20 protein-coding genes are annotated in these 25,976 nt (G+C 64.1%); 9 read left to right on the top strand and 11 right to left on the bottom strand.

What is annotated here, in order from left to right; genetic code table 11:
- Positions 1 to 46: 46 nt before the first annotated feature.
- The 3 genes from ACG0Z6_RS13080 to ACG0Z6_RS13070 form a co-directional block, all read right to left on the bottom strand.
- The gene (locus tag ACG0Z6_RS13080; RefSeq protein WP_394462103.1) at positions 47 to 2,875 is read right to left on the bottom strand and encodes a valine--tRNA ligase; all 2,829 of its coding nucleotides are present in this window, start codon (positions 2,873 to 2,875) and stop codon (positions 47 to 49) included.
- 138 nt (positions 2,876 to 3,013) lie between these two features.
- Positions 3,014 to 5,332, bottom strand: a complete 2,319-nt coding sequence (locus ACG0Z6_RS13075) for a penicillin-binding protein 1A (RefSeq protein WP_394462101.1) — start codon at positions 5,330 to 5,332, stop codon at positions 3,014 to 3,016.
- A 170-nt stretch (positions 5,333 to 5,502) separates the two neighbouring features.
- The gene (locus ACG0Z6_RS13070; protein ID WP_394462099.1) at positions 5,503 to 7,044 is read right to left on the bottom strand and encodes a methyl-accepting chemotaxis protein; all 1,542 of its coding nucleotides are present in this window, start codon (positions 7,042 to 7,044) and stop codon (positions 5,503 to 5,505) included.
- A gap of 143 nt (positions 7,045 to 7,187) precedes the next feature.
- Between ACG0Z6_RS13070 and sbcB the strand changes: the two genes are divergently transcribed.
- From sbcB to ACG0Z6_RS13035, 7 genes are all read left to right on the top strand, one after another.
- Positions 7,188 to 8,627 carry an exodeoxyribonuclease I gene (gene sbcB / locus ACG0Z6_RS13065; protein WP_394462097.1) on the top strand — a complete coding sequence of 480 codons (1,440 nt, stop codon included), beginning with the start codon at positions 7,188 to 7,190 and terminating at the stop codon, positions 8,625 to 8,627.
- Between the two features lie 139 nt (positions 8,628 to 8,766).
- Positions 8,767 to 9,507: a hypothetical protein gene (locus ACG0Z6_RS13060; RefSeq protein WP_394462095.1), complete on the top strand. Its 741-nt coding sequence runs from the start codon at positions 8,767 to 8,769 to the stop codon at positions 9,505 to 9,507.
- A gap of 296 nt (positions 9,508 to 9,803) precedes the next feature.
- Positions 9,804 to 11,882, top strand: a complete 2,079-nt coding sequence (locus ACG0Z6_RS13055) for a type IV pilus assembly protein FimV (RefSeq protein ID WP_394462093.1) — start codon at positions 9,804 to 9,806, stop codon at positions 11,880 to 11,882.
- Positions 11,883 to 12,295: 413 nt separating this feature from the next.
- Complete coding sequence (locus ACG0Z6_RS13050; protein WP_394462091.1) at positions 12,296 to 14,125, top strand: DEAD/DEAH box helicase; 1,830 nt, start codon at positions 12,296 to 12,298, stop codon at positions 14,123 to 14,125.
- Between the two features lie 50 nt (positions 14,126 to 14,175).
- Positions 14,176 to 14,820, top strand: coding sequence for a DUF1294 domain-containing protein (locus tag ACG0Z6_RS13045; protein ID WP_394462089.1), 645 nt, complete (start codon positions 14,176 to 14,178; stop codon positions 14,818 to 14,820).
- A 13-nt stretch (positions 14,821 to 14,833) separates the two neighbouring features.
- Positions 14,834 to 15,361 (top strand): GNAT family N-acetyltransferase, encoded by a 528-nt coding sequence (locus ACG0Z6_RS13040; protein WP_394462087.1) that lies wholly within the window; start codon positions 14,834 to 14,836, stop codon positions 15,359 to 15,361.
- Positions 15,362 to 15,391: 30 nt separating this feature from the next.
- A complete protein-coding gene (locus ACG0Z6_RS13035) occupies positions 15,392 to 16,243 on the top strand; it encodes an NUDIX hydrolase (RefSeq protein WP_394462085.1) in 852 nt (283 codons plus the stop codon).
- Positions 16,244 to 16,265: 22 nt separating this feature from the next.
- Here ACG0Z6_RS13035 and ACG0Z6_RS13030 read toward each other — a convergent pair whose 3' ends face one another.
- Both ACG0Z6_RS13030 and aat read right to left on the bottom strand, forming a co-directional pair.
- The gene (locus ACG0Z6_RS13030) at positions 16,266 to 17,006 is read right to left on the bottom strand and encodes an arginyltransferase (protein ID WP_394462083.1); all 741 of its coding nucleotides are present in this window, start codon (positions 17,004 to 17,006) and stop codon (positions 16,266 to 16,268) included.
- Between the two features lie 9 nt (positions 17,007 to 17,015).
- Complete coding sequence (gene aat / locus ACG0Z6_RS13025; protein WP_394462081.1) at positions 17,016 to 17,777, bottom strand: leucyl/phenylalanyl-tRNA--protein transferase; 762 nt, start codon at positions 17,775 to 17,777, stop codon at positions 17,016 to 17,018.
- A 56-nt stretch (positions 17,778 to 17,833) separates the two neighbouring features.
- On the opposite strand from aat, the gene ACG0Z6_RS13020 reads away from it, so the two are divergent.
- Both ACG0Z6_RS13020 and ACG0Z6_RS13015 read left to right on the top strand, forming a co-directional pair.
- Positions 17,834 to 18,199, top strand: a complete 366-nt coding sequence (locus ACG0Z6_RS13020) for an ArsC family reductase (protein WP_394462850.1) — start codon at positions 17,834 to 17,836, stop codon at positions 18,197 to 18,199.
- A gap of 15 nt (positions 18,200 to 18,214) precedes the next feature.
- The gene (locus ACG0Z6_RS13015; RefSeq protein ID WP_394462079.1) at positions 18,215 to 18,946 is read left to right on the top strand and encodes a riboflavin synthase subunit alpha; all 732 of its coding nucleotides are present in this window, start codon (positions 18,215 to 18,217) and stop codon (positions 18,944 to 18,946) included.
- Positions 18,947 to 19,006: 60 nt separating this feature from the next.
- On the opposite strand, the gene ACG0Z6_RS13010 is transcribed toward ACG0Z6_RS13015, so the two are convergent.
- The 6 genes from ACG0Z6_RS13010 to ACG0Z6_RS12985 all read right to left on the bottom strand — a co-directional run bounded on the left by ACG0Z6_RS13010 (position 19,007) and on the right by ACG0Z6_RS12985 (position 25,861).
- Complete coding sequence (locus ACG0Z6_RS13010) at positions 19,007 to 19,516, bottom strand: hypothetical protein (protein ID WP_394462077.1); 510 nt, start codon at positions 19,514 to 19,516, stop codon at positions 19,007 to 19,009.
- A 215-nt stretch (positions 19,517 to 19,731) separates the two neighbouring features.
- On the bottom strand, positions 19,732 to 19,950 hold the full coding sequence (locus tag ACG0Z6_RS13005; RefSeq protein ID WP_394462076.1) for a formate dehydrogenase subunit delta: 219 nt from the start codon (positions 19,948 to 19,950) through the stop codon (positions 19,732 to 19,734).
- Positions 19,951 to 19,971: 21 nt separating this feature from the next.
- Positions 19,972 to 20,826, bottom strand: a complete 855-nt coding sequence (gene fdhD / locus ACG0Z6_RS13000; protein ID WP_394462075.1) for a formate dehydrogenase accessory sulfurtransferase FdhD — start codon at positions 20,824 to 20,826, stop codon at positions 19,972 to 19,974.
- A gap of 16 nt (positions 20,827 to 20,842) precedes the next feature.
- A complete protein-coding gene (gene fdhF, locus ACG0Z6_RS12995; RefSeq protein ID WP_394462073.1) occupies positions 20,843 to 23,719 on the bottom strand; it encodes a formate dehydrogenase subunit alpha in 2,877 nt (958 codons plus the stop codon).
- 22 nt (positions 23,720 to 23,741) lie between these two features.
- Complete coding sequence (locus ACG0Z6_RS12990) at positions 23,742 to 25,313, bottom strand: formate dehydrogenase beta subunit (RefSeq protein ID WP_394462071.1); 1,572 nt, start codon at positions 25,311 to 25,313, stop codon at positions 23,742 to 23,744.
- The gene (locus ACG0Z6_RS12985; RefSeq protein ID WP_394462069.1) at positions 25,310 to 25,861 is read right to left on the bottom strand and encodes a formate dehydrogenase subunit gamma; all 552 of its coding nucleotides are present in this window, start codon (positions 25,859 to 25,861) and stop codon (positions 25,310 to 25,312) included. Before ACG0Z6_RS12985 ends, ACG0Z6_RS12990 begins: the two co-directional genes overlap by 4 nt.
- Between the last annotated feature and the right edge of the window lie 115 nt (positions 25,862 to 25,976).

Here is a 25,976-nt window from a genome sequence, read left to right as displayed (position 1 = left end):
CTTTTGTGTATCGCATGTCGCTGCTTTAGGTGCCCTGGCTATGGCATCAGCCCAGACGCTGCAGTTGCTGCTGCAGGCGTGCCAGCGTGGCGCTGAAATCCTCAACGCGCGCGCGCTCCTGGGCCACCACGGCCTCGGGTGCACGGGCCACAAAGCTCTCGTTGGAGAGCTTGGCTTGCGCTTTGCTGATTTCACCTTCCAGGCGGGCGATCTCCTTGCTCAGGCGTGCAGTTTCGGCTTGCACGTCGACTTCCACCCGCAGCGCCAAGCGTGCTGGGCCATGCACCAACACAGGCAGGTTGCGGCTGGCATCGTCGAACTGGGCTTCGTCTTGCAACAACTGCACATCGGCCAACTTGGCCAAAGTCTTGAGCAGGGGCGCGGCCGAGGCCACGAAACCGTCGTCACCGCCCACGAGCAAGGGCACGCGCTCCGCGGGTGAGAGCCCCATCTCGCCGCGCAGGCTGCGGCAGGTGCCGACCAGGTCTTTGAGCTTGGCCATCCAGGCGCAGGCGGCTTCGTCGATTTTTTCCGGCTCGCCAACAGGGTAGGGTGCCGTGACGATGTGCTCGGTGTTTTTGCGGTCGGCCACCGGCGCGACGGTTTGCCACAGCGCCTCGGTGATGAAGGGGGCGATGGGGTGCAGCAGGCGCAGCACCACTTCCAGCACTCGAATCAAGGTGCGGCGCGTGGCTCGGGCTGCGGCTTCGTTGCCGCTGTCCTTGGCCACTTGCAGCTGCACCTTGGCGATTTCCAGATACCAGTCGCAGTACTCGTTCCAGACAAAGTCGTAGAGCACGTTGGCCACGTTGTCCAGGCGGTAGTCCGCAAAGCCTTGCGCCACATGGAGCTCCACGCGCTGCAGCTCGCTGACGATCCAGCGGTCGGCAGCTGAAAATTCGTTAAAGCCTTGCGGGCACTTGCCTTCTGGGTGCTGCGCGAAAAGCCCGGTGTCCTGGCCTTGCACGTTCATGAGCACAAAGCGCGTGGCATTCCAGAGCTTGTTGCAGAAGTTGCGATAGCCCTCGCAGCGCTTGGTGTCGAAGTTGACTGAACGCCCCAGCGTGGCCATGGCCGCAAAGGTGAAGCGCAGCGCGTCAGCGCCATAGGCGGGGATGCCTTCGGGGAACTCTTTCTCGGTGGCTTTGCGCACCTTGGGTGCGGTTTCAGGCTTGCGCAGGCCTTGGGTGCGCTTGTCCAGCAGCGGGGCGAGTTCGATGCCGTCGATCAAGTCCACCGGGTCCAGCACATTGCCTTCGCTCTTGCTCATCTTCTTGCCCTGTGCGTCCAGCACCAGGCCGTGGATGTACACATGCTTGAAAGGCACCTTGCCGGTGAAGTGCTTGGTCATCATGATCATCCTGGCCACCCAGAAGAAGATGATGTCGTAGCCCGTGACCAGCACAGCGGAGGGCAGGAAGAGATCTTGCTCCACGGATTGGCCCGGCCAGCCCATGGTGGAGAAGGGCACCATGGCCGAAGAGAACCACGTGTCCAGCACGTCTTCTTCGCGCTTGAGCGTTTTGCCCGGCGCCTTGGCCTGGGCTTCAGCTTCGCTGCGGGCGACGTAGATTTGGCCATCCTCGTCGTACCAGGCCGGAATCTGATGGCCCCACCAGAGCTGGCGCGAGATGCACCAGTCCTGAATGTTCTTCATCCATTGGTTATAGGTGTTGACCCAGTTCTCGGGCACGAACTTCACCTCGCCGCTGGCAACGGCCTCAATGGCGCCATCGGCAATGCTCTTGCCCTGTGCACCGGGCTTGCTCATGGCCACAAACCATTGGTCGGTGAGCATGGGTTCAATGACCTGGCCGGTGCGGGCGCAGCGCGGCACCATGAGCTTGTGCTTTTTGACCTCGACCAGCAGGCCTTGGGCTTCGAACTCGGCCACGAGTTTTTTGCGCGCCACAAAGCGGTCCAGGCCGACATATTCGGCGGGAATTTCGGGCACTTCGGCATTGCTGACTTTGGCCTCGAGGTCAAAGATGGTCAGCATGGGCAGGCCATGGCGCAGGCCCACTTGGTAGTCGTTGGTGTCGTGGGCTGGTGTGACCTTGACCACGCCGGTGCCGAAGTCCTTGTCCACGTAGTCGTCGGCAATCACAGGCACCAAGCGTCCGGTGATGGGCAGCTTGACTTGCTGGCCAATCAGGTGGCGGTAGCGCTCATCTTCGGGGTGGACCATCACAGCGGTGTCGCCCAGCATGGTTTCGGGGCGGGTGGTGGCTACCACCAGGGATTCATTGCCCTCGGCCAGCGGGTAGCGGATGTGCCACAGCGAGCCGTCTTCCTCCTCGCTCTCCACCTCCAGGTCGGAGACCGCCGACTTCAAAATCGGGTCCCAGCTCACCAGGCGCTTGCCGCGGTAGATCAGGCCTTCTTCGTAGAGGCGCACAAAGGCTTCGGTCACGGCCGTGGAGCGCGGCTCGTCCATGGTGAAGTACTCGTGTGCCCAGCTCACGCTGGCACCCATGCGGCGCATTTGCTGGGTGATGGTGTTGCCCGACTGCTCTTTCCACTCCCAGACGCGGGCGACGAAATTCTTGCGGCCCAGCTCATGCCGGTTCATGCCCGCTTCTTGCAGCTGGCGCTCCACCACGATTTGCGTGGCAATGCCGGCGTGGTCCGTGCCCGGCACCCACAGCGTGTTGTGCCCGCGCATGCGGTGGTAGCGCGTGAGCGAGTCCATGATGGTTTGGTTGAACGCATGGCCCATGTGCAGCGTGCCCGTCACATTGGGCGGCGGCAGCTGGATGCAAAAGGACTCGCGGCTGGCATCCAGCGTGGGCGCGTAAAGACCTTGCTGTTCCCACAGCGGGCCCCAGTGGGCTTCCAGGTCTTTGGGTTCGAAGGATTTGGCGAGTTCGGTCATGGCGTGGGCGCCCGCAGATGCGGGGCTCGATAAAAGTCTTTGGAAGGCTGTTGCAGCCAGTTGCACATTGTAGTGAGGCCCAGGGGCCGCTACGGCCGGGCACCTGGGCTGCGTACCTGGTATCGCCGCAGGCAGCGCTCAGGGTTCGACGTCGCTGCTGGCGTTGTGAGGCACCTCTGCGGCCTCAGCCGCAGAAGCCGCGCTGGCACGCTGCGGCGCACCGTTGCTGCCCAGGTAGTGCCAAGCGCCATCTTGCGCAAACTCGGCAAACAACCATTCAGGGCCTTGCGGGCCTTCACTCATCACCAGACCTTGGCTGGGCGCTTGAAGTGGCTGCAGCGGCGTGTTGCGCAGCGCGACGTTCATGAAGTCAATCCAAACCGGCAGCGCCAGACCGCCGCCGGATTCACGGTCGCCCAAGGAGCGGGGCTGGGCGTAGCCCAGCCACACGGCGGCCACCACTTGCTTTTGAAAGCCCACAAACCACGCGTCCATGGCTTGGTTGGTGGTGCCGGTTTTGCCGTAGAGGTCGTCTCGGCGTAGCTGCCCGCTGGCGCGCGCGGCCGTGCCGCTGCGCATCACCTCTTGCAGCATGGTGCTGGTGACAAAGGCATTGCGCTCGCTGATGGCGCGGTTGCTCTCACTCAGCTGCGCGGCGGGGGCTTCAAAAAGTACTTGCCCGCTGGCATCGGTGATGCGCTCAATCAGCCAGGGCTTGAGTAAATAGCCGCCATTGGCAAAAGCGGCGTAGGCGCTGGCCATTTGCAGCGGCGTGGCTGTGCCACTGCCCAAGGCCAGGGTGAGGTTGGCTGGCTGTTGCCGCGTATCCAAACCCAGCTTGCCGGCCCATTGCCTGGCGCGCTCAGGGCCTATGGTTTCAATGAGCCGAATGCTCACCATATTGCGCGAGCGTGCCAGGGCCTGGCGCAGGGTGATGGGGCCATCGAACAGACCGTCTGAGTTTTTGGGCTCCCAGTCGCCATAGACCAAGGGGGCGTCTTCCACCACCGTGCCTGGGTAAGCGCCATCTTCCAGCGCGGCGGAGTAGAGCAGTGGCTTGAAGCTGGAACCGGGTTGGCGCATGGCCTGCGTGGCGTGGTTGAACTGATTGCGCGCAAAATCAAAGCCGCCCACCAGTGCGACCAGCTTGCCACTGGCGGGCTCCAAGGCCACCACAGCGCCTTCAACCTCGGGGGCTTGGGCCACACGCCATTGCGCCGTGCTGCTGCTGCCGCGCGCGGCCGGCAGGGCTTGCACCCGCACCACCGCACCACGGCGCAGCTTGAGCTGCGGCGCGGCATTCGCGCTCAAGCCGGGCAGGGCTTGACGCAGGCCTTCGCCTTCGATGCGAATGACCTCGCCGCTGAGCAGGGCCAGCTGCAACTGCCTCGGGCTGGCCTCGGTGACCACGGCCACGCGCAGGTCGTCCAGGTCCTGATGGTCTTGGCTGGCTGCGGAGAGGGCTTGCTCAATGCTTTCGTCGTCAGAGCTGATGGGCACATAGCCCAGAGGGCCGCGCCAGGCTTGGCGGCGGTCGAAATCCACCAGGGCGCGGCGCAGTGCTTTGTAGGCGGCAATCTGGGCATCAGACTGCAGCGTGGTTTTGACACTGAACCCGCGCGTGTAGGCGGCTTCGCCGTATTGCTCGTACAGCGATTGGCGCACCATCTCAGCAGCGTACTCAGCGTGGATGGGCCGCTCTTGCACGCGGCGCAGTTGCAGAGGCTCGGCCAGGGCTTGGTCTGCAGCGGCTTGCTGGATGCGACCGGTGTCCACCATGCGCCCCAGCACCACGGCTTGGCGGCGCTTGGCGCGCTCGAAGTTCTGGATGGGGTTGGCGTAGTACGGGTTCTTGGGCAGGCCCGCCAGCATGGAGGCTTCAGCCAGTGAGAGCTGCTTGAGCGATTTGCCGAAGTAGGTGTTGGCTGCAGCCTCAAAGCCATAGGCGCGCTGCCCCAGATAGATCTGGTTCATGTAGATCTGCAGGATCTCGTCCTTGCTCAAGCGGCTCTCAATCTTGAGTGCCAGCAAGACTTCCACGAACTTGCGCGTGTAGGTTTTCTTTTTGCTGAGGTAGAGGTCCCGCGCCAGCTGCTGGGTGATGGTGGACGCACCCTGGCTGCGCGATTCGCCGAGATTGGCCAGCAGCGCGCGGCCAATGCCCAGCACCGAAATACCTTGGTGCGAGTAGAAACCATCGTCTTCCACCGCCAGCAGGGCATCGCGCATCAGCGGTGGAATGTCTGCAAGCGGTACCACACGGCGGCGCTCGCTGCCGAATTCCTGCAGCAGTTCGCCGTCCGCGCTGAAGATGCGCAGCGGCTGCTTGGGTTGGTAGTGGGTGAGCTCGTCCAGGTCAGGCAGCGTGGCATAGACCCCGGCGGTAGCCACCAACAACACGCTGCCCAGGCCCAATGCCAGCCAGGCCGCCACGCGCCACCACGGACGTTTTCCCAAGTGTTTGTCGCCCGAAGGTGAGGTAGGGGGAGTGTGCTGCGCGCGCGAAGAGTTCATGGGGGAGCAGGCGTGAGGGCGGCTGACGGTAACCGCTCAAGTGGCGGCGATTATTCCCCATCAGATCCCCCGTTTTGAGGGAGCAGCTCAACGCGCCTGAGCTGCTTGCGGCGTCAGCGCAGCTTGAATTTCGTCATGAGCGCGCTGAGCCGCTGCGCTTGCTCGGCCAGACTGTCCGCCGCCGCGGTGCTTTGCTCCACCAGGGCAGCGTTTTGCTGAGTGACTTGGTCCAGCCGCGACACGGCGCAGCCAATTTCCCCGAGGCCCGTGGCCTGTTGCTGGCTGGCGCGGTTGATTTCTTGCAGCAGGGCTGCCACTTCATTGACTTCCTTGACCATGTCTTGCACGGTGTCGCCCGCAGCGCTGACCTGGGCGGTGCCTGCATGTACCTTGGTGGAAGATTCTTGAATCAAGGTCTTGATTTCCCGCGCCGCCGAGGCGCTGCGCTGGGCCAGCGCACGCACTTCGCTGGCCACCACCGCAAAGCCGCGCCCTTGCTCGCCTGCGCGAGCAGCTTCCACCGCGGCGTTGAGCGCCAGGATGTTGGTCTGAAACGCGATGCTGTCGATCACGCCGATGATGTCGCCGATGCGGCTGGAGCTTCGGGCAATGTCTTCCATGGTGTGTACCACCTGGCTGACCGCATGCCCGCTTTGGCTGGCCGTGGAAGCAGCCGCCAGCGCTTTGGCTTCAGCGCGCTGGGCATTGGCCGCGTTTTCGCGCACCGTGCCGGCAAGCTCCTCCATGGACGCCGCGGTCTGCTCCAGATTGCTGGCTTGCTCTTCAGTGCGGCGGCTCAGGTCATTGCTGCCTGCGGCGATTTGCTCTGATCCTGTGGCAATGGTTTGAGCGGTGTCGCGCACTTCGCCCACCACGTGGCTGAGTTGCTGCGTCATGTCTGCCAGCCCTTTGAGCAAGTGCCGTGCTTCGCGATCACCTTGCTCCACCACCTCAGCGCTCAAGTCTCCAGTGGCTACCGTACGGGTCACGACCACCGCTTGGGCCAAGGGGCCAGCCACACGCCTTGCGGTCATGACGCTCAACACCAGCAGCACCACCGGGGTGGCTAGCGCCAAGGCGCCAATGAGCAGCAAGGTGTTGTCGCCCAACAGTTCGTTGGCGGCTTGCTGTTCCTCGTTGAGTGCAGCAATTTGGTCGCTGAGTTTTTCCATGTCCTCTTCGAGCACTTTGAAGGACTGGTCAAAGTGCGTGAGCTGTTGGCGCGCCGCTTGCGGGCGCTCAAAGGCTGCATGGACGACGCTTTGAGCCGTGCGGATGTAGTCATCCAGCTTGGGGCGCAGTTGAGTCACGGTTTGCTGCACGGGCTCGGGCAGGGGCATGGCTTTGAGGGAGTCGGCCAGCCTGGTGAAGTTTTCAACATGTTCACTGAGGTCTTTGTTGACGTCGTCTTGCTTGGGCGTATCGCCTTGGGACGCTGCGTAAAGCGCAGCCAGCACATCCGAGCGCAGGGCGTCGTGCATCATGTCCGCTTCGGTTTGAGCACGCAGCGCCTCACCAACGAGCTGCATATTGCGACCGGCGTCAATGAGCTGTTGCAGCGCGGTGAAGCTCAACGCGCCGCCCAGCAGCACACAAAGACTTGCGGCAGCGCCTTGCATCAGTAGGCGCTGTGTGATGGTCAGGCTTCGGGCCATGTGAGGTACTCCCTGGTACTGCTTTTGCCGCCCAATGACGGCGCTGTTGCTCGTGTCAATTCGGCGCATTGCAGGCGCCGCTGAAGTCAAAGGATGCGTAACACCGGAAGAATCACGCAAAGTCCTGGGGTATCGTTCATGCCATGAATGACACGAGCTTTTTTTGGCACGACTACGAAACCTTTGGACGCGTGCCGCGACGTGACGCGCCAGCCCAGTTCGCAGGCGTGCGCACAGACGCTGACCTCAATGAAATCGACGCGCCGGTGATGGTGTATTGCCAACCGCCGCGCGATCGCTTGCCTGAACCCGAGGCCTGCCTGCTCACCGGGATAGTGCCGCAAACCTGCGCCGAACAGGGGCTGCCAGAGCACGAATTCGCGGCACTAGTCCACGAACATTTGGCTAGACCTGGCACCATCGGGGTGGGCTACAACAGCATCCGCTTTGACGACGAGGTCACACGCTTTTTGTTTTGGCGCAATTTGCTCGACCCTTATGGAAGGGAATGGCAAAACGGTTGCGGGCGCTGGGACTTGCTGGACGTGGTGCGCTGCGCCTACGCCCTTCGCCCGGAAGGTATTGTTTGGCCCAGGCATGAAGACGGCAGTGCCTCCTTCAAGCTGGAACATCTCACCCAGGCCAACGGCATCGGCCACGCCAATGCGCACGATGCCCTCAGCGACGTGCGTGCCACCATCGCGCTGGCGCGGCTCATCAAGCAGCAGCAACCCCGGTTGTGGGACTTCTGTCTGAAGCTGCGCAAGAAAGAGGCGGTTTGGACTGAAATCGGTGTGGGCAAACCGTTTTTGCATGTGTCAGGTATGTACGGTACCGAGCGCGGCTGCATCGCACTGGTTTGGCCTTTGGCGCCGCACCCGACCAACAAGAACGAACTCATCGTCTGGGACTTGTCGGTGAACCCCGAGCTGCTCCGCGGCTTGAGTAGTGAAGACTTGAAGGCGCGCATCTTCACGCGCCAAGACATGCTGCCCGAAGGTGTGAGCCGTCTGCCCATCAAGACCATTCACGTTAACAAATCACCTGTGGTGATTGGGCAAATCAAGGCACTCTCAGACGCACAGGCTCAGCGCTGGGGGCTTGATGTCGCGCAGGCACTCAGTCACGCGCAGGCGCTGGCGCAGTGGGGGCGTGAGCTGGATGGTCTGTGGGGCGAGGTCTTCCACCGCGACTTCGACAGTGCCAGCACCGATGTCGACGAAGACCTCTATGGCGGCTTTGTGGGCAACACCGATCGGCGCAGGCTGGAGCGTCTGCGGACGCAGTCTCCACAGGCGCTGGCACAGCAAACTGCCAGCGGGGGGCTTGGCTTTGAGGACCCGCGCTTGGAAGAGCTGGTGTTTCGCTTCCGTGCCCGGAACTGGCCGCAGTACTTGAGTGAAGCCGAGCAGCAACGCTGGGTGCGTCATTGCCAACAGCGGCTGAGCAGCGAGACCATGGCACGCTATATGGACCATCTGGATGCACTGGGTCAGGAATACGAGCAAAGCGAAGACGCGGCCGCTCAGCGCTCGGTGGAGATCGTCGGTGCACTGATGGACTGGGCCTCCGAGCTGGCGTGACATCTTGGGCGCTTGCTGCCATCGCATATGTGCTGCGCGGCTTTGTTGGGCCTGGTGCCGTTACAGGGTGCGCGAGCTGTGCCGATAGTGAGGGCAGAGGTCACATAAATCTGAGTGGCTGATCGGAAGCGCGACGAATATGGTCTGGAAACGCCTCAAACGATGGTGGAGATTGCGCACCAACGCAGCGCGTTGGGCGGAATTTTCCGCCTGGGCGCAAGGCCAAGGCGGCAGCATGCGCCTGTTCCCAGACGGGCGTGGATTTGCGCTTGATTTCCCCAGCCATGTTGGCGGCGCGCTACGCATCGAGTGGGGGGGCTCCACGCGTCGGTACGTCGTCGGACAGGAGCTGCGAATTCGGCACCAATGTGGGTTGGATCCAGAATTGCAACTTATGGTGATTGAACGCACCTTGATGGAGGCGCTGGAGCGCGAGGTTTTCGAGGCTTACACCGATACCGTAAAAACCCGCAGCGACACGGATACCCCGGAAGAAATGCGCTGGCTCGTGATGTTCCAAAAACTCGGGGGTGACGTTGCACGTTTGGCACGGCAGCATTTCGGCGTTTTGGGCTTGAGGCGTGAACTGTGCACAGCCTGGATGGACCCACCTTTTGAAGAGGCATTGCATTACGCGGTTCAAGATTTGAAGTTGACTGGGCGGCCTCTGGTCTTGATGTGCATGCGCAGCGCCGTGGTCTTAAGGATACAAATGCCAGTGCCAGACCTGCATGCCATAGAGCACCTAGTGCGGCTGGTTCAGCGCGCTGGGCGCTCGGCTCACTCCATCTATTTGACACACGATCCAGTGCTTGGCGACAGTCTTTGGCGCTCTACCGCAGCCACGGCATGGACCCCGGAAGGTAATTCGCCTGCGTGATGGCAAATTGTGAATTTGTCCCGATATTGCGTTGCGATTCGCTGAGTGAGGTGCCATTAGGCACAAGAATTTGCACAATTCCAAATCGAGGGTGGGCTGAAAACCCAATCTGCCAGCAACGCTCGACTCGGGGGATCTTGAGTCCCCTACATGAGTGGACAGCTCGCACAGTGGTGTGAAATATTCAGACACTCTTGCCTACCCGAAGTTGTGCCGCATGATGTCCCGCATTGCGGCAGACGACCCTGTCGCGCGTTTTGTAGGGGTGGCGGCGCGCGGCCGCATGCTAGAGTGAAATGAAATCTCCCAATCGAAAAGTAATGCGAGGAAGCTCCCCAATTAACCGCTCGTGGCTGCGTGCAGCAGTGCCTTTGCTTGGCCTCACCCAGGCGTTGATGGGTGCGGGTTCGGTGTGGGCATTGGGCGTAGGGAAAATCGAATCTCACTCCCAGCTCGGACAGCCGCTGAAATTGAGCCTGCCCCTCCAGCTTTCCAAAGGGGAAACCATCTCCGCGGAATGTCTGCAGGTAGAGGTCATGGTCGGCGACGACAAATTGCCCGGCGCCCTGCTGCAAACTGATTTGGGCGCACAGTCTGCGCATGGCGTGAGGCTGCTACATGTGGAGAGCACGGGCCGCATTGATGAGCCCATGATTCAAGTGCGGCTCACTTTGGTCTGTCCGCTGCGGATGACGCGTCAGTTCGTGGTGATGCTTGATCCGCCCGGATTTCATCTGGGAGACAACGCGCTCGCAGCACTGGATGCCGCTGGGCAAGATGTGTCCACGGCGGTGGTCACAGCGTCAACTACATCGGCCACGCCGCTGGCTCACCGTGCAGGTCGAGAAAAGGGTGGCCGACAGGAACGCACGGGTAGTGGCCGCAGAGATGTGTCCGGCCAGGCGCATGTCGGCAGTCAACCATTGACCAAGCGCCCTGGGGCTTTGTCGCCGCAGCGCCTGGCTGCCAGCGAACCCACCGGGGCACAGTTGCGTCTTGAGGCCCCCAGCATGGGCTTGCGGCTGTTCCAGTTCGACAACACCTTGGGTCCGCAGGGCACCGCCCCGAGCGACGACAGCGCAATTGGCTTGGAGCGGCAGCTGGCGCAGTTGCGTGAACAGCAAGCTCGTACTGCGCAACGCGCTGCGCTGCTGCAGCAGCAGTTGGCTGCCAAGGACAGCGAGCCCAAGCTGGATATGCTGCATTGGCTGCTGGGTGGTGGCAGCGCTTTGTTTGCTGCTTTGAGTGTCTTTTTGTGGGTGCGCCAGCGTCGGGTCGCAAAGCATTGGTTGGAAGATGATGGTGAGGTCGCCGCGACCCCCGCAGAACCCAAGCCCCAAGAGTTCGATCCGGCCGTCAAGGTGGCGCAGGTCGATGGGAAGCTGAGCTCAGGCCCCTCTGGCGTGTCCAAAGTTGTGCGGCCAGCACTGGGCGGCAGTTTCTCGTTGCAGGCCCCAGATGTGGCGGTGAATGAGGGGCGTGATGAGCCTGTGACGTACCCAGGCGACCCCTACCATGACCAAGCCGTGCGGCAAGCTGAACCGCATTCGGTTGAGCCCCAGTTTGCTCGAGCTGAACTTCAGCCTTTTGAGGTGCAGGCCACCGAGGCGCCACAACTGTCGAAGATCTCCCTGGACTTCTCTCAGGACCAAGAGCAGCCTGTCAACGTGGACGGCCTTTTGGATTTGGAGCAGCAGGTTGAATTTTTCAAGGTACTGGGGCAGGAAGAGGCGGCGATTGAGCTGCTGAGTCAAAAAATGGCCGCTTACAAGCACGTCAGCGGCCTGCCGTATTTGCGCTTGCTGCAACTGCTTAAGCAGCACAACGATCACCAAAATTTTGATGCAGTAGCACTGCGCTTCGCCACTGAGTTCAAGGCCCCACTGCCACAGTGGGACGAAGATTTGGAGTCGGGTGCTGGTCTTGAATCGCAGGCTGAGTTGCTGTCTCACGTCCAATCCGGCTGGCGCGACAGCAAGAACATGCTACTGCTCTTGAACGATTTGCTGACCCAGCCCAATCCGTTGACGTCGCAACTGGATTTGCAATGCTACGGTGATTTGTTGATGCTCTATTGCGTCAGCAAGGACTTGGCTGAGCATCCTCAGCAGCATCTGGTCGATGACTTCAGTGTCGACGTGCTCTTGCCCTTGAGCGGAGCCGAGGGGGCCCGCCCGGTGTTCAATGTGGACTCGGGTCTTGAGGTGGATTTGCCGCTGGACATCGACTTGCCGGTGGTGGAGCTGCCCAAGGTCGATATGCCGAAAGTGGACTACCCTCAGGCGAGTGCATTCCCTGCCAAGGCATTGGATGTGGAGTTTGACTTTCAGCTCGAGCCCAAACTCCCTTCGCCGGTGGGCAGCAAAGACATCTAATGACGACGTGCCAGCACTTGAGTTGTCACGGGATTTGGTGAAAACCCGTGTCCCTGCTATAGTTGCGTTTCTTCGTTCGTCTCCTCTGACCAAAGGCGTACCCGTGTTGTCATCCCCTAGGGGCTAGGCACACTGCTACGTCGCCTTCGGGTTCGGTCGGCGGCGATGCCGTCGCTCACGACTGTTCCCCGGCGCCCCCGCCAGGCATTGAACGCATTGAGCTTGCTGCTGCGCTACGCATGGCGGTGAGGGTGCGCTTCGCCAAGCCCTGGTGGTCGACGCGAGCTTGTCTCCCAGCGACCTGACCCTAGCTGCCCTGTTGCCACGCTGTATGTTTGTGGCCGGCGCAGTGGTCGTGCCTTGTGCATGCCTTGATGCATGCGGATTCGGTACGGCAGTGCTTTGGATATGCCATGACTTTTGATCGCGAAACCTCCCCTGAATTGATTGCTGACGCTCCTGCCGTCGTACAAAGCAACATCACGGAGGCTACTCCCGCATTTGCCTCTTTGGGCCTGCATGAGGCTCTGGTGCGTGCTGTGCATGACTCGGGCTACGAGTGCGCCACCGAGGTGCAGGGCCAAGCCATTCCGCCCGCACTCAGTGGCGAGGACTTGATGGTCTCCTCTCGCACGGGCTCGGGCAAGACCGCCTCTTTCATCCTGCCCGCGCTGCAGATGGTCATCGCTGCTCGCGGTGAGCTGCAAGAAGCGGCCAAGCGCAAGGGCGCACCGCGTGGCCGTGCTCCCGCAGGTCCTACCGTGTTGGTGCTGGCACCCACGCGTGAATTGGCGCAGCAAGTGGCCAAGGCGGCTCAAACCTATGGCCGCCACATTCAAGGTCTGCGTGTAGCCACGGTGCTGGGTGGTATGCCCTATGCGCAGCAGATTCGCATGCTCTCGGGCCCCTTGGATATCTTGATTGCCACGCCCGGCCGCCTCATGGACCTCATCGACAGCGGCCGTTGCTCGCTGGAACAGGTGCGCATGTTCGTGCTGGACGAGGCCGATCGCATGCTGGACATGGGCTTTATCGAGGACATCGAGTACGTGGCCAGCAAGCTGCCCGAGCAGCGCCAGACGCTGATGTACAGCGCCACGTTCGCAGGCAATGCCGGTCGTCTGGCGTCGCAGCTGATGCGCGAGCCGCGTCGCATCGAGGTCAGCGGCCACACCGAATCGCACGCCAATATCGAGCAGCGTCTGCACTGGGCTGACAACAGCCAGCACAAGCGCAAACTGCTGGAGCACATTCTGGCTGAGCGCGATCTGGACCAAGCCGTGGTGTTCACCTCCACGCAGCAGGACGCTGAATGGCTGGCCGAGCAGCTGGCTGAAATCGGTCACCGCGTCGCTTCGCTGCACGGCGGCATGCCCCAAGGCAAACGCAATCGCACGCTGATGGCTTTGCGCCGCCGTGATCTGCGCGTGCTGGTGGCCACCGATGTGGCAGCCCGCGGCATCGACGTGCCCACCATCTCGCACGTCATCAATTACGGTCTGCCCATGAAGGCTGAGGACTATGTGCACCGCATCGGTCGCACGGGTCGTGCTGGCCGCTCTGGCGTGGCCGTGACCCTGGCTGAGCGCCAGGATCTGATGATGATCAAGCGCATCCAGCAATTCACCACGCAGCCCATCCCTGTGGCGCGTATTGAAGGCTTGGAGCCACGTATGGAAGAGCCGCGCATCTTCATGAACAGCCGCCCTGTGCGTGATGGTCGTGGTGCTCCGGCTGGTCGCGGTGGCCATGGCGGCCGCGGTGGTCCTCGCGGTGGCGATGGTTTTGGCCCCCGTGGTGGCAACTTCCGCGAGCGTGGCAATGAGCGCGTGTTTGACAACAACCGCTACGAAGGCCCTGCGGGCGAGCCGCGTTTTGACGCCCCTGCACGCGGTCATGCGCGTCCTGATGCACGCCCCAACGACCGCGCTGGCGCTGGCCGTTTCGAAGGTCGTCCGGAAGGTCGCTTCGAACCCCGTGGCGAAGGCCGCTTCGAGCGTGGCCCCCGTCAAAGCTTTGGTGGTGACCGCCGTGGCCCCGGCACTGGTCAAGGGTTTGAATCCCGTGGCCCAGCTCGCCCTGATGCCGCACTGGGTCAAGGCCCCCGCGCCGCCTTCCAGCGTGACCGTGACGCGGCCCCGCGTTGGGAAGGTGCACGCCAAGACGGCCCCGGTGCGCGTCCGGCGCGCAAGCCTGCCGGCGCAGGCAAGCCCTTTGGCAAAGGCCCGCGCAAGAGCTTCTGATTTGGCCTTGTTTGGGCGAAGGTGAGACGGCTTAGGCGCTCAGAGCTGACATGTCTGTTGGGCAAGTTAGGCAGCAAGGCCGCCTGGTGCATTGGAACCCTGCCAAGGGCTACGGTTTCATTGCGCCTTCTGGCGGTGGCGACAAAGTCTTTGTTCCCCGTCAGGCCTTTGAGCGCCAGGCTCAGGCACCGCGCCTGGGCGATTTGCTGAGCTTTGTGCTGGTGCGGGACGCCCAGGGCAAGCCGCAGGCGCAGCAGGTGCGTGTGCTGAGTGCGAGGGCCGCGAAGACGGCCAGCCCCTCAGCACCGAGTCCTGTCACTCCCTCTACGGGTAACGGCGACGCCTGGTCGCTGTGGCTGGTGCCCGGCTTTGCGGCCTTGGTGGGCTTGACCCACCTGGCTTGGCCGCTGCCGCGCGGGGTGTGGAGCTTTTACATGGCCATGAGCATGGCCACGTTTGTGGTCTATGCCCTGGACCGCCGTGCTGCCCGACTTGGGCGTTGGCGTGTGGCTGAAAACACGCTGCATCTGTTGGCCCTGCTCGGCGGTTGGCCCGGCGCTTTGCTGGCGCGGCGCGCGCTGCGCCACAAAATTCGCAAGCTGGCCTTCACGCGGCGCTTCTGGTGCACCGTGGCCGGCAACATTCTGGTTTTTGTTTTGGTGTTCACGCCGCTGCTCACGCGTTTCGTGGCGTGACTGTGTTTGGAATATGGTTCAGTACAAAGTGATCACCCCGGCTGATGTGCCGGTGGTGCTGGCGCTCCAGGCCCGCTGCTACGGGCCTCAGTTTTTGGAAAACGCGCAGGCCTTCGAGGCCAAGCTGCAAGCCGCGGCCGGATTGCACTGCAGCTTTTTGGCGCTGGACGAGCGCGAGCCCGCGCGCGCACTGGGCTACATCATCAGCCTGCCTGTTCAGGGGCACCAGCTGCCTGAACTCAATGCGCAGGCGCTGCCTGCGGCGGCACGCCCTTGCACGCTCTATCTGCATGACTTGGCGGTCTCTCCCGAAGGACGCTCGCAGCGCGTGGGTGCGGCCTTGTTGCAGCAGGTGATCGGCCGCGCGCGCGACATGGGCTTGCAGCACATGGCGCTGGTGGCCGTGCAGGGCTCGACGGCTTACTGGGAACGCCATGGCTTTGAGGCCGTCAACGACGCACTGCCCAGCGGTGTGCGCCGCCACCTCAGCAGCTTCGGCCCGCAAGCCTGCTATATGCGCCGCGCTCTGCGCCCGCACTGAGCCCCTCCAGCGGCGCCACAATCGGCGCCCATGGCTCTGACTTTTCTAGCTCCATCACTGACGCCCGCTGAGCGCGGCGTGCTGCGCGCCGCAGGTCTGCGCGCGCAGCCAGCGTGGCCTCCGGCACCCAGTACTCGGCTGTGGGTGGACGGTCACGCAGTGGGCTGGTTGGAAGCCCCGCAGCAGGCGCAATGGCTGAGCGTTGCGCCACTTCCTCCTCACGATTCCAAGGGCTGGCACTGGCACACAGGCGCTCCGCAATGCGGCTGGCGCAGCCGCCACATGCAGCGCTTGGCTCAGCGCCTCGCGGCTGTGGGGGCGATTGCGGGTTGGCGCAATGAATGGCAGGACGTGCCCGCATTGCAAAGTGCAGCAGGCAGCGAAACTGACGCCCCCGTGGTGGCATGGCTGGAGCGCGCCGCATTTCGGTTTTTCGGCCTGCGCAGCCGTGCCGTTCACATCAATGCTTGCGACGCAAGTGGGCGCTGGTGGTGTGGTCGGCGGGCCGCAAACAAGAGCCGTGATCCAGGCCTCTTGGACAACCTCGCCGCTGGCGGTGTGGCGGCAGGTGAAAGTCTGAAGCAATGTGCGCTGCGTGAGCTCTGGGAAGAGGCGGGTGTGCCGCTGGGCGCGCCCCTGGCGCTGCAGGGCTGCGGTGTTTTGCACAGCCGCGCATGGACCGTCGAAGGCTGGCACAACGAGCTGCTGCACTGCGCCGTGATGGCGCTGCCCCCTGGCTTTGTGCCCCACAATCAAGACGGTGAGGTGGCAGCTTTTGAGTCCTACACGCCCGCCGAGGTCGTGGCCGCCATTGATGCGGGCCTCTTCACGGTGGACGCCGCAGCGGCGTTTGCGCAAACCTGGTTGGGCAGCGAGGGCTGAGCGGGCCCACGGCTCACGCCGATCAAGCCGCATCCGCACCCGGCTCTGGCCCTTGCCATTGGCCGTCTTGCAGGATTTGATAGGGCGCGAAGCGGCTCTTGTAGGACATCTTGGGGCTGGCCTTGATCCAGTAGCCCAAGTACAGGTGGGGCAGGCCCAGGGCGCGCGCTTGTTCGATTTGCCACAGCACGTTGTAGGTGCCGTAGCTCGCGCCCTCGGTGGGTTCGTAGAAGGTGTAGACGGCTGAGAGCCCATCGCTCAAAACATCCAGCACCGACACCATGGCCAGCTGCCCCGCTGGGGTGCGGAATTCCACCAGGCGCGAATTCACCCGGCTTTGCAGGAGGAACTGGGCGTATTGGTCCATGCTGTCGTGGTCCATGCCGCCGCCGCTGTGGCGCTGCGTTTGGTAGCGCAGGTATAGGGCGTAGTGCTCTTCGCTATAGCCCAGCTGGATGACGCGGCTGCGCAATGCTTGGTGCTGCTTGGCAGCGCGGCGCTGGCTGCGGTTGGGTACGAAGTCTTTGACCAAGACGCGCAGCGGCACGCAGGCCTGGCAGTTGTCGCAATGAGGGCGGTAGGTGAAGAGCCCGCTGCGACGAAAGCCTCGGGCAACGAGGTCGGAGTAAACGTCGGAATGGATGAGGTGGCTGGGGGTTGCGACTTGCGAGCGCGCCATGTGGTCGCTCAGATAGCTGCAGGGGTAGGGCGCCGTGGCATAGAACTGCAGTTCGGCCAGCGGGAGTTCTTTGGGGTGGGTCACGGCTGGTGCTCAGGAGGGGAGGACCAAGGGCGCGTCTGCCCCCAACAGCCAGGCCCAATGCTGTGGTCGGTAGACCCAAGGCCCGGCGTTGGGGCCATGGGCGTGCTGGGCCAAGTGAGCTTCAAAAACATCCCGCGCCACGGGCCTGGCACCCAAAGAAGCCAAGTGCGCCGTTTGCTGCTGGCAGTCTATCCACGGGATGTTGAGCGCCCGACAGTGGCTGACCAAGTAACACAGGGCGAGCTTGGAGGCGTCGGTGCGGTGGGCAAACATCGACTCACCATAGAACATTTGGCCCAGCGCCACGCCGTAGAGGCCGCCCACGAGTTCGCCGTCCACCCAGGTCTCCACGCTGTGCACCACGCCTTGGTCGGCCAGCTCGACGAAAGCCTGCTGCATGTCCGGCACGATCCACGTGCCACGCTGGCCCTCGCGCGGAGTGCTGGCACAGGCGCTGATGACTTCGGCCGTGGCGCTGTCGACGCGGATAGTGCAGCCGGGGGTGCGCAGGAAATGGCGCAAAGTCTTGCGCAGCGAGCGCGTGAGCCGGAACTCCTCGACGGGCAACACCATGCGCGGTGCCAGCGACCACCACAGAATGGGTTGGTCGGCACTGAACCAGGGAAAGATGCCCTGCCGGTAGGCCGCCATCAGGCGTGCCGGACTCAAGTCGCCGCCTGCCGCCAGCAGGCCGGGCGCATCAGATTCTGCGCCCCAGGCCTTAGAGGTGGGCGGGAAGTCAAGCGTGCCGGGAAGTAGCCAATCAACCATGGGCTTGCATGGTAGCGTGCTGCCCTGGCCCATGCGGCAATATCACTGTGACGGACATGATCATCCTCTACGGCATCCCCAACTGCGACAGCGTCAAACGCGCCCGAGCCTGGCTCACGGAGCAAGGGCTCGGCTATGAATTCCATGACTTCAAAAAAGCCGGCGTGCCGCAGCCTGAGCTGCAGCAGTGGCTGCAAGCGCTGGGCTGGGAGCGGGTGCTCAACCGCGCGGGCACCACATGGCGCAAGCTGGACGACGCCACCAAGGCCCGCGCCCAGGACGCAACTTCCGTGGCGGCGCTGCTGTGCGAGCACCCCAGTGCCATCAAACGCCCGCTGGTGCGCTGGTCTAGCGGCCAGTACAGCGTGGGCTTTGATGCTGCGCAATTTGCGCTTCTGGCCGCTGGCGCGGCAACCCACTGATAAGCTCGCAGCCCTATGTTTACAGGCATTGTTCAAGGTGTGGCCCAGGTCCTGGCATTGCAGGACCGTAGCGGCCTGCGCAGCCTGCGCTTGCAGTTCCCCACTGGGTTTGGTGAAGGCTTGGAGATTGGCGCCAGCGTTGCGTGCGACGGCGTTTGCCTGACCGTGACGGCGCTGCCCGCGCCCGACCAGGCGGATTTCGACGTGATGCAGCAAACGCTCACCCTGACCACGCTGGGTGCGCTGGTGCCGGGCAGCCGCATCAATGTGGAGCGTGCGGCACGCGACGGCGCGGAGATTGGCGGGCACCCGCTCTCCGGCCATGTGGATGTGATGGGGCAGGTGGTGGAGGTGCGCCAGCCCGAGAACAACCATGTGTTGCGCATGGCACTGCCCGCGCCCTGGATGCGCTACGTCTTTGCTAAGGGCTATATCGCCGTCAATGGTGCGAGCCTGACGGTGGCCCAAGCCCAGCGCGAGCGCGATGGCTCAGGCTGGTTTGAGGTCTGGCTGATTCCTGAAACGCTGCGCATGACCACCTTCGGTGACAAAACCGTGGGCGCAGCCGTGCATGTGGAGATCGACCGCAGCACCCAGGTGTTTGTTGACACCGTGCGCGCTGCGCTCGACGAGAAGCTGGGGCCGCTGCTGCCTGCCTTGGAGCGCCTGCTGGCTCAACAAGGGCTGAGCCTGGATGAGTTGCAAAACCCGCCTGCGCAACTGGGCGCCGCCAGTCAAAAGGCCTAGGGTCTAAGGCTTTGGGGAAGGGTAGTCACCAGCGGCCGGGAGGCCGCTGGTGCGCTGTTTTCAGTGCAAGTCGTCGCTGCGCGCGGGCCAGCGGATGCTCAGGGTGGGGGCTTCGTCTGCGGCCTTGGGCCAGTGCAGCTGCGCCCCGGCCAGTGAGAGCTGGGTTTGTAGCGCGCGCAAGGTGTCAGCGGGAATTGCCGCGGCGCTGGGCGCGGGGTGAAGTTGCAGTGCCAGGCCATGCCCCTGTGCCTGCAGCGTGATGCGCGAGAAAGGCTGACCGGAGCTGAGCAGGTGGCGGCAGCTCTCGCTGACGCTGCGCACCACCATGCGGGGCAATTCTTGCAAGTCGCCGCTGAGTTCCAGCAAGGGCGCCTGCCAAGCGGTGTTTTGAGCGCCCAGTGTTTCCAGGGTGGCTTCCAGGGCCAGCACCAGCATATTGGGCAGCGTCTGCAGGCTCAGCGCCGGGCTGCTGCTCAAGGCCGCAGTGCTGGTGGAGGCGGAGGCAGACAGGCTGGAGCGAGCACCATCGGACAGCGGCGGGGCGAAGGTCACCAAAGTGGGGCTGGACATGAGCGGCTCCTGGAAATACAGCTGGCAGGGCCGGGAAATCGGCTCGCTATACCGATACTAAAGGCCGGGCCATGGGTGTCAATCCCAGTAGATCGGTCTGCCTGATGAGTGCTGTAGGAGGCGCTGTCAAATACTTCACGAAATACCCGATTGAGTGACGCGAGCTTGCATTCCGACCCCCTTTGACCATGGGGGTGAAAGGCTTGCGAGGGGGCTCAGGGCGTGCTGAGCTTTGCAAGGGCTTGCTGCACCAGCGGGTGCAGCCCTTGTGCGCTGCCTTTGCGTGCTTCATCCAGCAGCTGGCGGCGCATGCGCGGTTCCCAGAAGCGGCTGATGTGCTGGGCCACACCGCTGCTGGCCTCCTCGGGGTCTGGCATGGCGGCGAAGAAGTCGGCAATGCGGTTGGCCATGCGGATGAGGTTGTCGGTGTCCATAGTGGGGGCTTGGGTGAACTTTCACAAAGTAGCAGGCGGCGGCGTGTAGGCCACCAAAGCATTGCCGCGCACAAAGCCCAGCAGGGTCAGGCCGCAGTCCCGCGCCACCTCCACGGCCATGTGCGTGGGGGCAGACACCGCTGCGAGCATGCCCATGCCAGCACGGGCGGTTTTTTGCACCATTTCAAAGCTGGCGCGGCTGCTGATCACCACCATGCCCTGCTGCCGGGGTGTGCCCTGGCGCAGCAGGGCGCCTATGAGTTTGTCCAGCGCGTTGTGTCGGCCGACGTCCTCGCGCACCAGCTGCAGCTGGCCTTGGGCGTCACACCAGGCTGCGGCATGGGTGGCGCCGCACAGGGCCAGCCGTGTTTGGTGCTGTTGCAACTGCGCCATGGCGTGGCAGACCTGGGTGGCACTCAGCGCGGGTGGTGCCACAGCAGGCAGAGGCAGGCGAACTTGAGCCAGGCTGTCGGCACCGCAAAGGCCGCAACCGGTGCGCCCGGCCGCGGCACGGCGGCGCGCCTGCAGCTGCCAGGCGCAGCCCGCCATGACGCGCATGTGCACCTCCCAGCCCTGTTCGCTGCGCTGGGGCTCGCAGTCCAGCACGTCTTGCGGCTGGGTGATCCACCCCTCGGTATAGGCCAAGCCCAAGGCCAGGTCTTCGAGGTCGGCTGGGGTGGCCAGCATCACCAGCTGGGTGATGCCATCCACCACAAATGCCACGGGCACTTCCTCGGCCAGCACGTCAGGTTGGGCTTTGGGGGCACAGCCCTGGGCGTAGCGCCACACAGGCGCAGGCAGCAGGCCCTCAGGCAGCGGGCTGCCGCCATCGGTTTTTGGCAGGCTCGTGCTGAGGGGGGGGAGCGTGGCGGACATGGGGGATGGCGGCTCTTCAGTTGGGGCTGCGTGCCTGTGCCAGCAGAGCCAGCTGCTGCTCATGGAAGGTTTTGAAATCCTGCTGCCAGGCGCTGGGTTGCATGACCTTGCTGACCTGTACCGCCGTGACTTTGTACTCCGGGCAGTTGGTGGCCCAGTCTGAGCTGTCGGTGGTGATGACGTTGGCGCCAGACTCGGGGAAGTGGAAGGTGGTGTAGACCACGCCAGCGGGCACGTCTTGGCTGACGCGTGCACGCAGCACGGTGTCACCCGCACGGCTTTGGATGCCGACCCAGTCGCCGTCGGCAATGCCGCGCTCTTGGGCGTCGTGGGGGTGGATGTCGAGCCGGTCTTCGTCATGCCACTGCGAATTGGCGGTGCGGCGCGTTTGGGCGCCTACGTTGTACTGGGTGAGCACGCGCCCGGTGGTCAGCAGCAGCGGGAAGCGGCGGGTGACTTTTTCGTCGCTGGGCACGTATTGGGTGTTGAAGAAGCGGCCCTTGCCGCGCACAAATGTGCCCACGTGCATGGTGGAAATGCCTGCCTCGGGCGTGTTGGCGTTGCAAGGCCATTGCACCGAACCCAGGCGCTCGATCTTCTCGTAGCTCACGCCCGCAAATGTCGGGGTGAGCGCGGCGATCTCGCGCATGATCTCCTCAGGGTGGGCGTAGTTCATGGGGTAGCCCAGGGCATTGGCCAGGCGCTGGGTGACCTGCCAGTCCGCCAGGCCTGCCAGCGGTGCCATGGCTTGGCGCACGCGCGAAATGCGCCGCTCGGCATTGGTGAAGGTGCCGTCTTTTTCCAGGAATGAGCTGCCGGGCAGCAGCACGTGGGCGTACTTGGCGGTTTCGTTCAGGAAGATGTCTTGCACCACCAGACAATCCAGCTGCGAGAGGGCTTGGGCCACGTGCTGGGTGTTGGGGTCGGACTGCACGATGTCCTCGCCCTGCACATACATGCCTTTGAAGCTGCCAGCCAGGGCGGCCTCGAACATATTGGGAATGCGCAGGCCCGGCTCGGGCGAGAGCCTCACGCCCCAGGCCGCCTCGAACTGGCCACGCACGGTGGCGTCGCCCACATGGCGGTAGCCGGGCAGCTCATGCGGGAAGCTGCCCATATCGCAGGAACCCTGCACATTGTTCTGGCCGCGCAGTGGGTTCATGCCCACGCCTTCGCGGCCCACCATGCCGCAGGCCATGGCCAGGTTGGCAATGCCAATCACCATGGTGGAGCCCTGGGCGTGTTCGGTCACACCCAGGCCGTAGTAAATGGCCGAGTTGGGACCCGAGGCATAGAGCCGTGCGGCAGCACGCAGCTCGGCAGCGGGCACGCCGCTGACGGCTTCAAAGGCCTCAGGCGAGTTTTCCGCTCGGGCGACAAAGGCGCGCCACTCGTTAAAGCTCTTGGTGTCGCAGCGCTCGGCCACATAGGCTTCGTTGACCAGCCCTTCGGTCACCACCACGTGGGCCATGGCGGTGATGACGGCCACATTGGTGCCGGGGCGCAGCTGCAGGTGGTGCTGGGCACGCACATGCGGGCTGCTCACCAGCTCGATGCGGCGTGGGTCCACCACGATCAGGCGCGCACCCTGGCGCACGCGGCGCTTGAGGCGCGAGGCGAACACGGGGTGGGCGTCGCTGGGGTTGGCGCCGATGACCATGATCACATCGGCCTGGCTGATGCTCTTGAAGGTCTGCGTGCCCGCCGAGGTGCCAAAGGTCTGCCCCATGCCGTAGCCCGTGGGGGAGTGGCAGACGCGCGCGCAGGTGTCCACATTGTTGTTGCCAAAGGCCGCGCGCACCAGTTTTTGCACGAGGTAGACCTCCTCGTTGGTGCAGCGGCTGGAGGTGATGCCACCCACCGCATCCACTCCGTGCTGGGCTTGGATGGCTTTGAAGCGCGAGGCGGCAAAGTCAATGGCTTCGTCCCAGCTGACTTCGCGCCAGGGGTCGGTGATGCGCTCGCGCACCATGGGCGCACGGATGCGGTCGGCATGGGTGGCGTAGCCCCAGGCAAAGCGGCCTTTCACGCAGCTGTGCCCTTCGTTGGCTTGGCCGTCTTTCCAGGGTGTCATGCGCACCACGGTGTTGCCTTTGAGCTCGGCCTTGAAGGCACAGCCCACCCCGCAGTAGGCGCAGGTGGTGATGAGTTCGCGCGTGGGCTGGCCCAGCTGGATGACGCTCTTCTCGACCAGCGTGGCGGTGGGGCAGGTCTGCACGCAGGCGCCGCAGCTCACGCATTCGCTGTCCATCAAGCTCTGGTTCTGGCCTGGGGTGACGCGCGCTTCAAAGCCGCGCCCGCTGATGGTCAGGGCAAAGCTGCCTTGCACTTCCTCGCAGGCACGCACACAGCGGTTGCAGACGATGCATTTGGCCGGGTCGTAGCTGAAGTAGGGGTTGGAGTGATCGGCCTCATCCTGGGTGTGGTGGGCGCCGCAGACGCTGGCCACCTCGGCCCCGGCCACGCCATAGCGCACCTCGCGCAGGCCCACGGCGCCGGCCTGGGTTTGCAGCTCGCAGTCGCCGTTGGAGGCGCAGGTCAGGCAGTCCAGCGGGTGGTCGCTGATGTAGAGCTCCATGACGTTGCGCCGCAGCGCTTGCAGCCGCTCGGTTTGCGTGCGCACCACCATGCCTTCTTCCACCGGCGTGGTGCAGGAAGCGGGCGTGCCCTTGCGGCCTTCAATCTCCACCAGGCACAGGCGGCAGGAGCCAAACGGCTCCAGGCTGTCGGTGGCGCAGAGCTTGGGAATGGGGGTGCCCGCCAGCGTGGCAGCGCGCATCACCGAGCTGCCTTTGGGCGCGCTCACGCGCATGCCGTCGATGGTCAGCGTGACCATCTCCGTGCTGGTGCTGGCCGGGGTGCCGTAGTCGACTTCTGAAAACAAGGTGCTCATGGGTGGCTCCTGGGCGTGCGGGTCAGGCGGCAGTGGTGGCGCTTGCAGCGCTGCGCAGACCGAAGTCGTCGGGGTAATGATTGAGGGCAGACAGCACGGGGTAGGGCGTCATGCTGCCCATGGCGCACAGGCTGGCTTGCTGCATGGTGTCGCACAGCTCGCGCAGCAGCACTTCTTGCTGCTGCTGAACCTGGGTGTCGCGGGCGGCCACCAGGCGGTCTATGACCTCCACCCCGCGTGTAGAGCCAATGCGGCAGGGCGTGCATTTGCCGCAGCTCTCCAGCGCGCAAAAAGCCATGGCGTGGCGCGCCAGACCGGCCAGATCGGCGCTGTCGTCATGCACCACCACGCCGCCGTGGCCCACCGTGGCACCCAGCGCGGCGTAGGCCTCGTAGTCCAGCGGCACATCCCACTGCGACTCGGGCACGTAAGCGCCCAGCGGGCCGCCCACCTGAATGGCTTTGACAGGCCGCCCGCTGCGCGTGCCGCCGCCAAAGTCAAACACCAGCTGGCGCAGGGTCAGGCCAAAGGCCTTTTCCACCAATCCGCCGTGGCGCACATTGCCCGCGAGCTGAAACGGCAGCGTGCCGAGGCTGCGGCCCACGCCGTAAGCGCGGTAGAAGTCGGCCCCGCGCGCCAAGATCAGCGGCACGCTGGCCAGGCTGATGACGTTGTGGATCAAGGTCGGCTGGCCAAACAGTCCCTGCAGTGCGGGCAGCGGCGGCTTGGCGCGCACCACGCCACGCCGACCTTCGATGCTCTCGAGCATGGCGGTTTCCTCACCGCACACATAAGAGCCCGCGCCCACGCGTACTTCCAGGTGGAAGCTGCGGCCGCTGCCCAGAACGTCCTCGCCCAACCAGCCCTGTTCTTGGGTGCGGGCGATGGCTTGGCGCAGCGTGGCCACGGCGTGCGGGTATTCCGAGCGCGTGTAAATCACCCCTTGCGTGGCGCCCACGGCCAGCGCGGCAATGCACAGGCCTTCGATGAGCATGAAGGGGTCGCCCTCCATGACCATGCGGTCGCTGAAGGTGCCTGAGTCGCCTTCGTCGGCATTGCAGACCACATACTTTTGCGCTGCCTCGGCCGTGGCCACGGTGCGCCACTTGATGCCCGCCGGAAAGGCCGCGCCCCCACGGCCGCGCAGGCCGGAGTGCAGCACCTCCTGCACCACCTCGGCAGCGCTCAGGGCCAGGGCCCGGCGCAGCCCCTGCAGGCCGCCGTGCGCGAGGTAGTCCTCGGTGCTGAGCGGGTCGGTGAGGCCCACGCGCGCAAAGGTCAGGCGCTCTTGCTGCGCCAGGTAGGGCATGGCGTCGGTCAGGCCCAGAGCCAGAGGGTGAGGGCGGTCGTGCAGCAGGGCGTCCACCAGGCTGGGCACTTCGGCCACTTCCATGGGGCCAAAGGCCATGCGGCCTTGGGGTCCCGCCCATTCCACCAGGGGCTCCAGCCACAGCAGGCCGCGCGAGCCGTTGCGCACCAACTCCAGCGCCACGCCACGGCGTGCGCACTCGGCTTGCAGCGCGTCGGCCACGGCGTCGGCGCCCAGGGCCAGGGCCGCGCTGTCGCGTGGTACCCACAGTTTGAGTGTGCTCATCGGGCGGTCTCCTGGGGCTTGTCGCTCTCGTCATCGGTGGCTTGGCGCAGCAGCTCCACGAGCTTGTGCGCATCCACACGCCCGTGCAGGGCTTGGTTGAGCTGCAGTGCGGGCCCGCTGGCGCACAGGCCCAGGCAGTACACCGGCTCCAGGGTGAAGGCGCCGTCGGCGCGGGTTTGGTGCATGTCGCAGTCCAGCAGGCGCTGGGCGTGCTGGGCCAGGTCTTTGGCGCCGCAGGCCAGGCAGGCCTCGGCCATGCAGACTTGCAGCACATGGCGCCCCGGGGGCTGGCTGCGGAAGTGGTGGTAGTAGCTGATGACGCCGTGCACCTCAGCACGCGAGCGCGCCAGCGCCTCGGCAATGGCGGGCACGCAGTCCGGCGGCACCCAGCCCAGGCGGTCTTGAATGGCGTGCAGCAGCGGCAGCAAGGCGCCGGGCACATGGCGGTGCGCTTCAATCAAGTCAGCCACGGCAACGTGGTGGCCTTCGCCCGGCTTGGGTGGGTTGGGCTCGCCCCGTGTGGCGGTGCGGGTGGTGGTGGCAGTCATCAGGGCTCCTGGCGTCCGCGCTCAAAAAGCAAACAAGGCGGGGGCTGGGTCAATGCGAAGCAGTTTAGGCCGTGGGCCAGGGGCCATCCTCGCTTTGCATGAGAGGGGGCGCAAT

The sequence above is a fragment of the Roseateles rivi genome (assembly GCF_043555845.1).
Lineage (GTDB): Bacteria > Pseudomonadota > Gammaproteobacteria > Burkholderiales > Burkholderiaceae_C > Roseateles > Roseateles rivi.
This window is presented reverse-complemented; position numbering and strand designations above follow the sequence as displayed.

Coding starts and splice junctions, on each gene's coding strand:
- ACG0Z6_RS12985 (WP_394462069.1), bottom strand. CDS start 25,861: ATGACTGCCACCACCACCCGCACCGCCACACGGGGCGAGCCCAACCCA.
- sbcB (WP_394462097.1), top strand. CDS start 7,188: ATGAATGACACGAGCTTTTTTTGGCACGACTACGAAACCTTTGGACGC.
- ACG0Z6_RS13015 (WP_394462079.1), top strand. CDS start 18,215: ATGTTTACAGGCATTGTTCAAGGTGTGGCCCAGGTCCTGGCATTGCAG.
- ACG0Z6_RS13010 (WP_394462077.1), bottom strand. CDS start 19,516: ATGTCCAGCCCCACTTTGGTGACCTTCGCCCCGCCGCTGTCCGATGGT.
- ACG0Z6_RS12990 (WP_394462071.1), bottom strand. CDS start 25,313: ATGAGCACACTCAAACTGTGGGTACCACGCGACAGCGCGGCCCTGGCC.
- ACG0Z6_RS13005 (WP_394462076.1), bottom strand. CDS start 19,950: ATGGACACCGACAACCTCATCCGCATGGCCAACCGCATTGCCGACTTC.
- ACG0Z6_RS13070 (WP_394462099.1), bottom strand. CDS start 7,044: ATGGCCCGAAGCCTGACCATCACACAGCGCCTACTGATGCAAGGCGCT.
- ACG0Z6_RS13080 (WP_394462103.1), bottom strand. CDS start 2,875: ATGACCGAACTCGCCAAATCCTTCGAACCCAAAGACCTGGAAGCCCAC.
- ACG0Z6_RS13045 (WP_394462089.1), top strand. CDS start 14,176: ATGTCTGTTGGGCAAGTTAGGCAGCAAGGCCGCCTGGTGCATTGGAAC.
- ACG0Z6_RS13020 (WP_394462850.1), top strand. CDS start 17,834: ATGATCATCCTCTACGGCATCCCCAACTGCGACAGCGTCAAACGCGCC.
- ACG0Z6_RS13040 (WP_394462087.1), top strand. CDS start 14,834: ATGGTTCAGTACAAAGTGATCACCCCGGCTGATGTGCCGGTGGTGCTG.
- fdhD (WP_394462075.1), bottom strand. CDS start 20,826: ATGTCCGCCACGCTCCCCCCCCTCAGCACGAGCCTGCCAAAAACCGAT.
- ACG0Z6_RS13055 (WP_394462093.1), top strand. CDS start 9,804: ATGAAATCTCCCAATCGAAAAGTAATGCGAGGAAGCTCCCCAATTAAC.
- fdhF (WP_394462073.1), bottom strand. CDS start 23,719: ATGAGCACCTTGTTTTCAGAAGTCGACTACGGCACCCCGGCCAGCACC.
- aat (WP_394462081.1), bottom strand. CDS start 17,777: ATGGTTGATTGGCTACTTCCCGGCACGCTTGACTTCCCGCCCACCTCT.
- ACG0Z6_RS13035 (WP_394462085.1), top strand. CDS start 15,392: ATGGCTCTGACTTTTCTAGCTCCATCACTGACGCCCGCTGAGCGCGGC.
- ACG0Z6_RS13060 (WP_394462095.1), top strand. CDS start 8,767: ATGGTCTGGAAACGCCTCAAACGATGGTGGAGATTGCGCACCAACGCA.
- ACG0Z6_RS13050 (WP_394462091.1), top strand. CDS start 12,296: ATGACTTTTGATCGCGAAACCTCCCCTGAATTGATTGCTGACGCTCCT.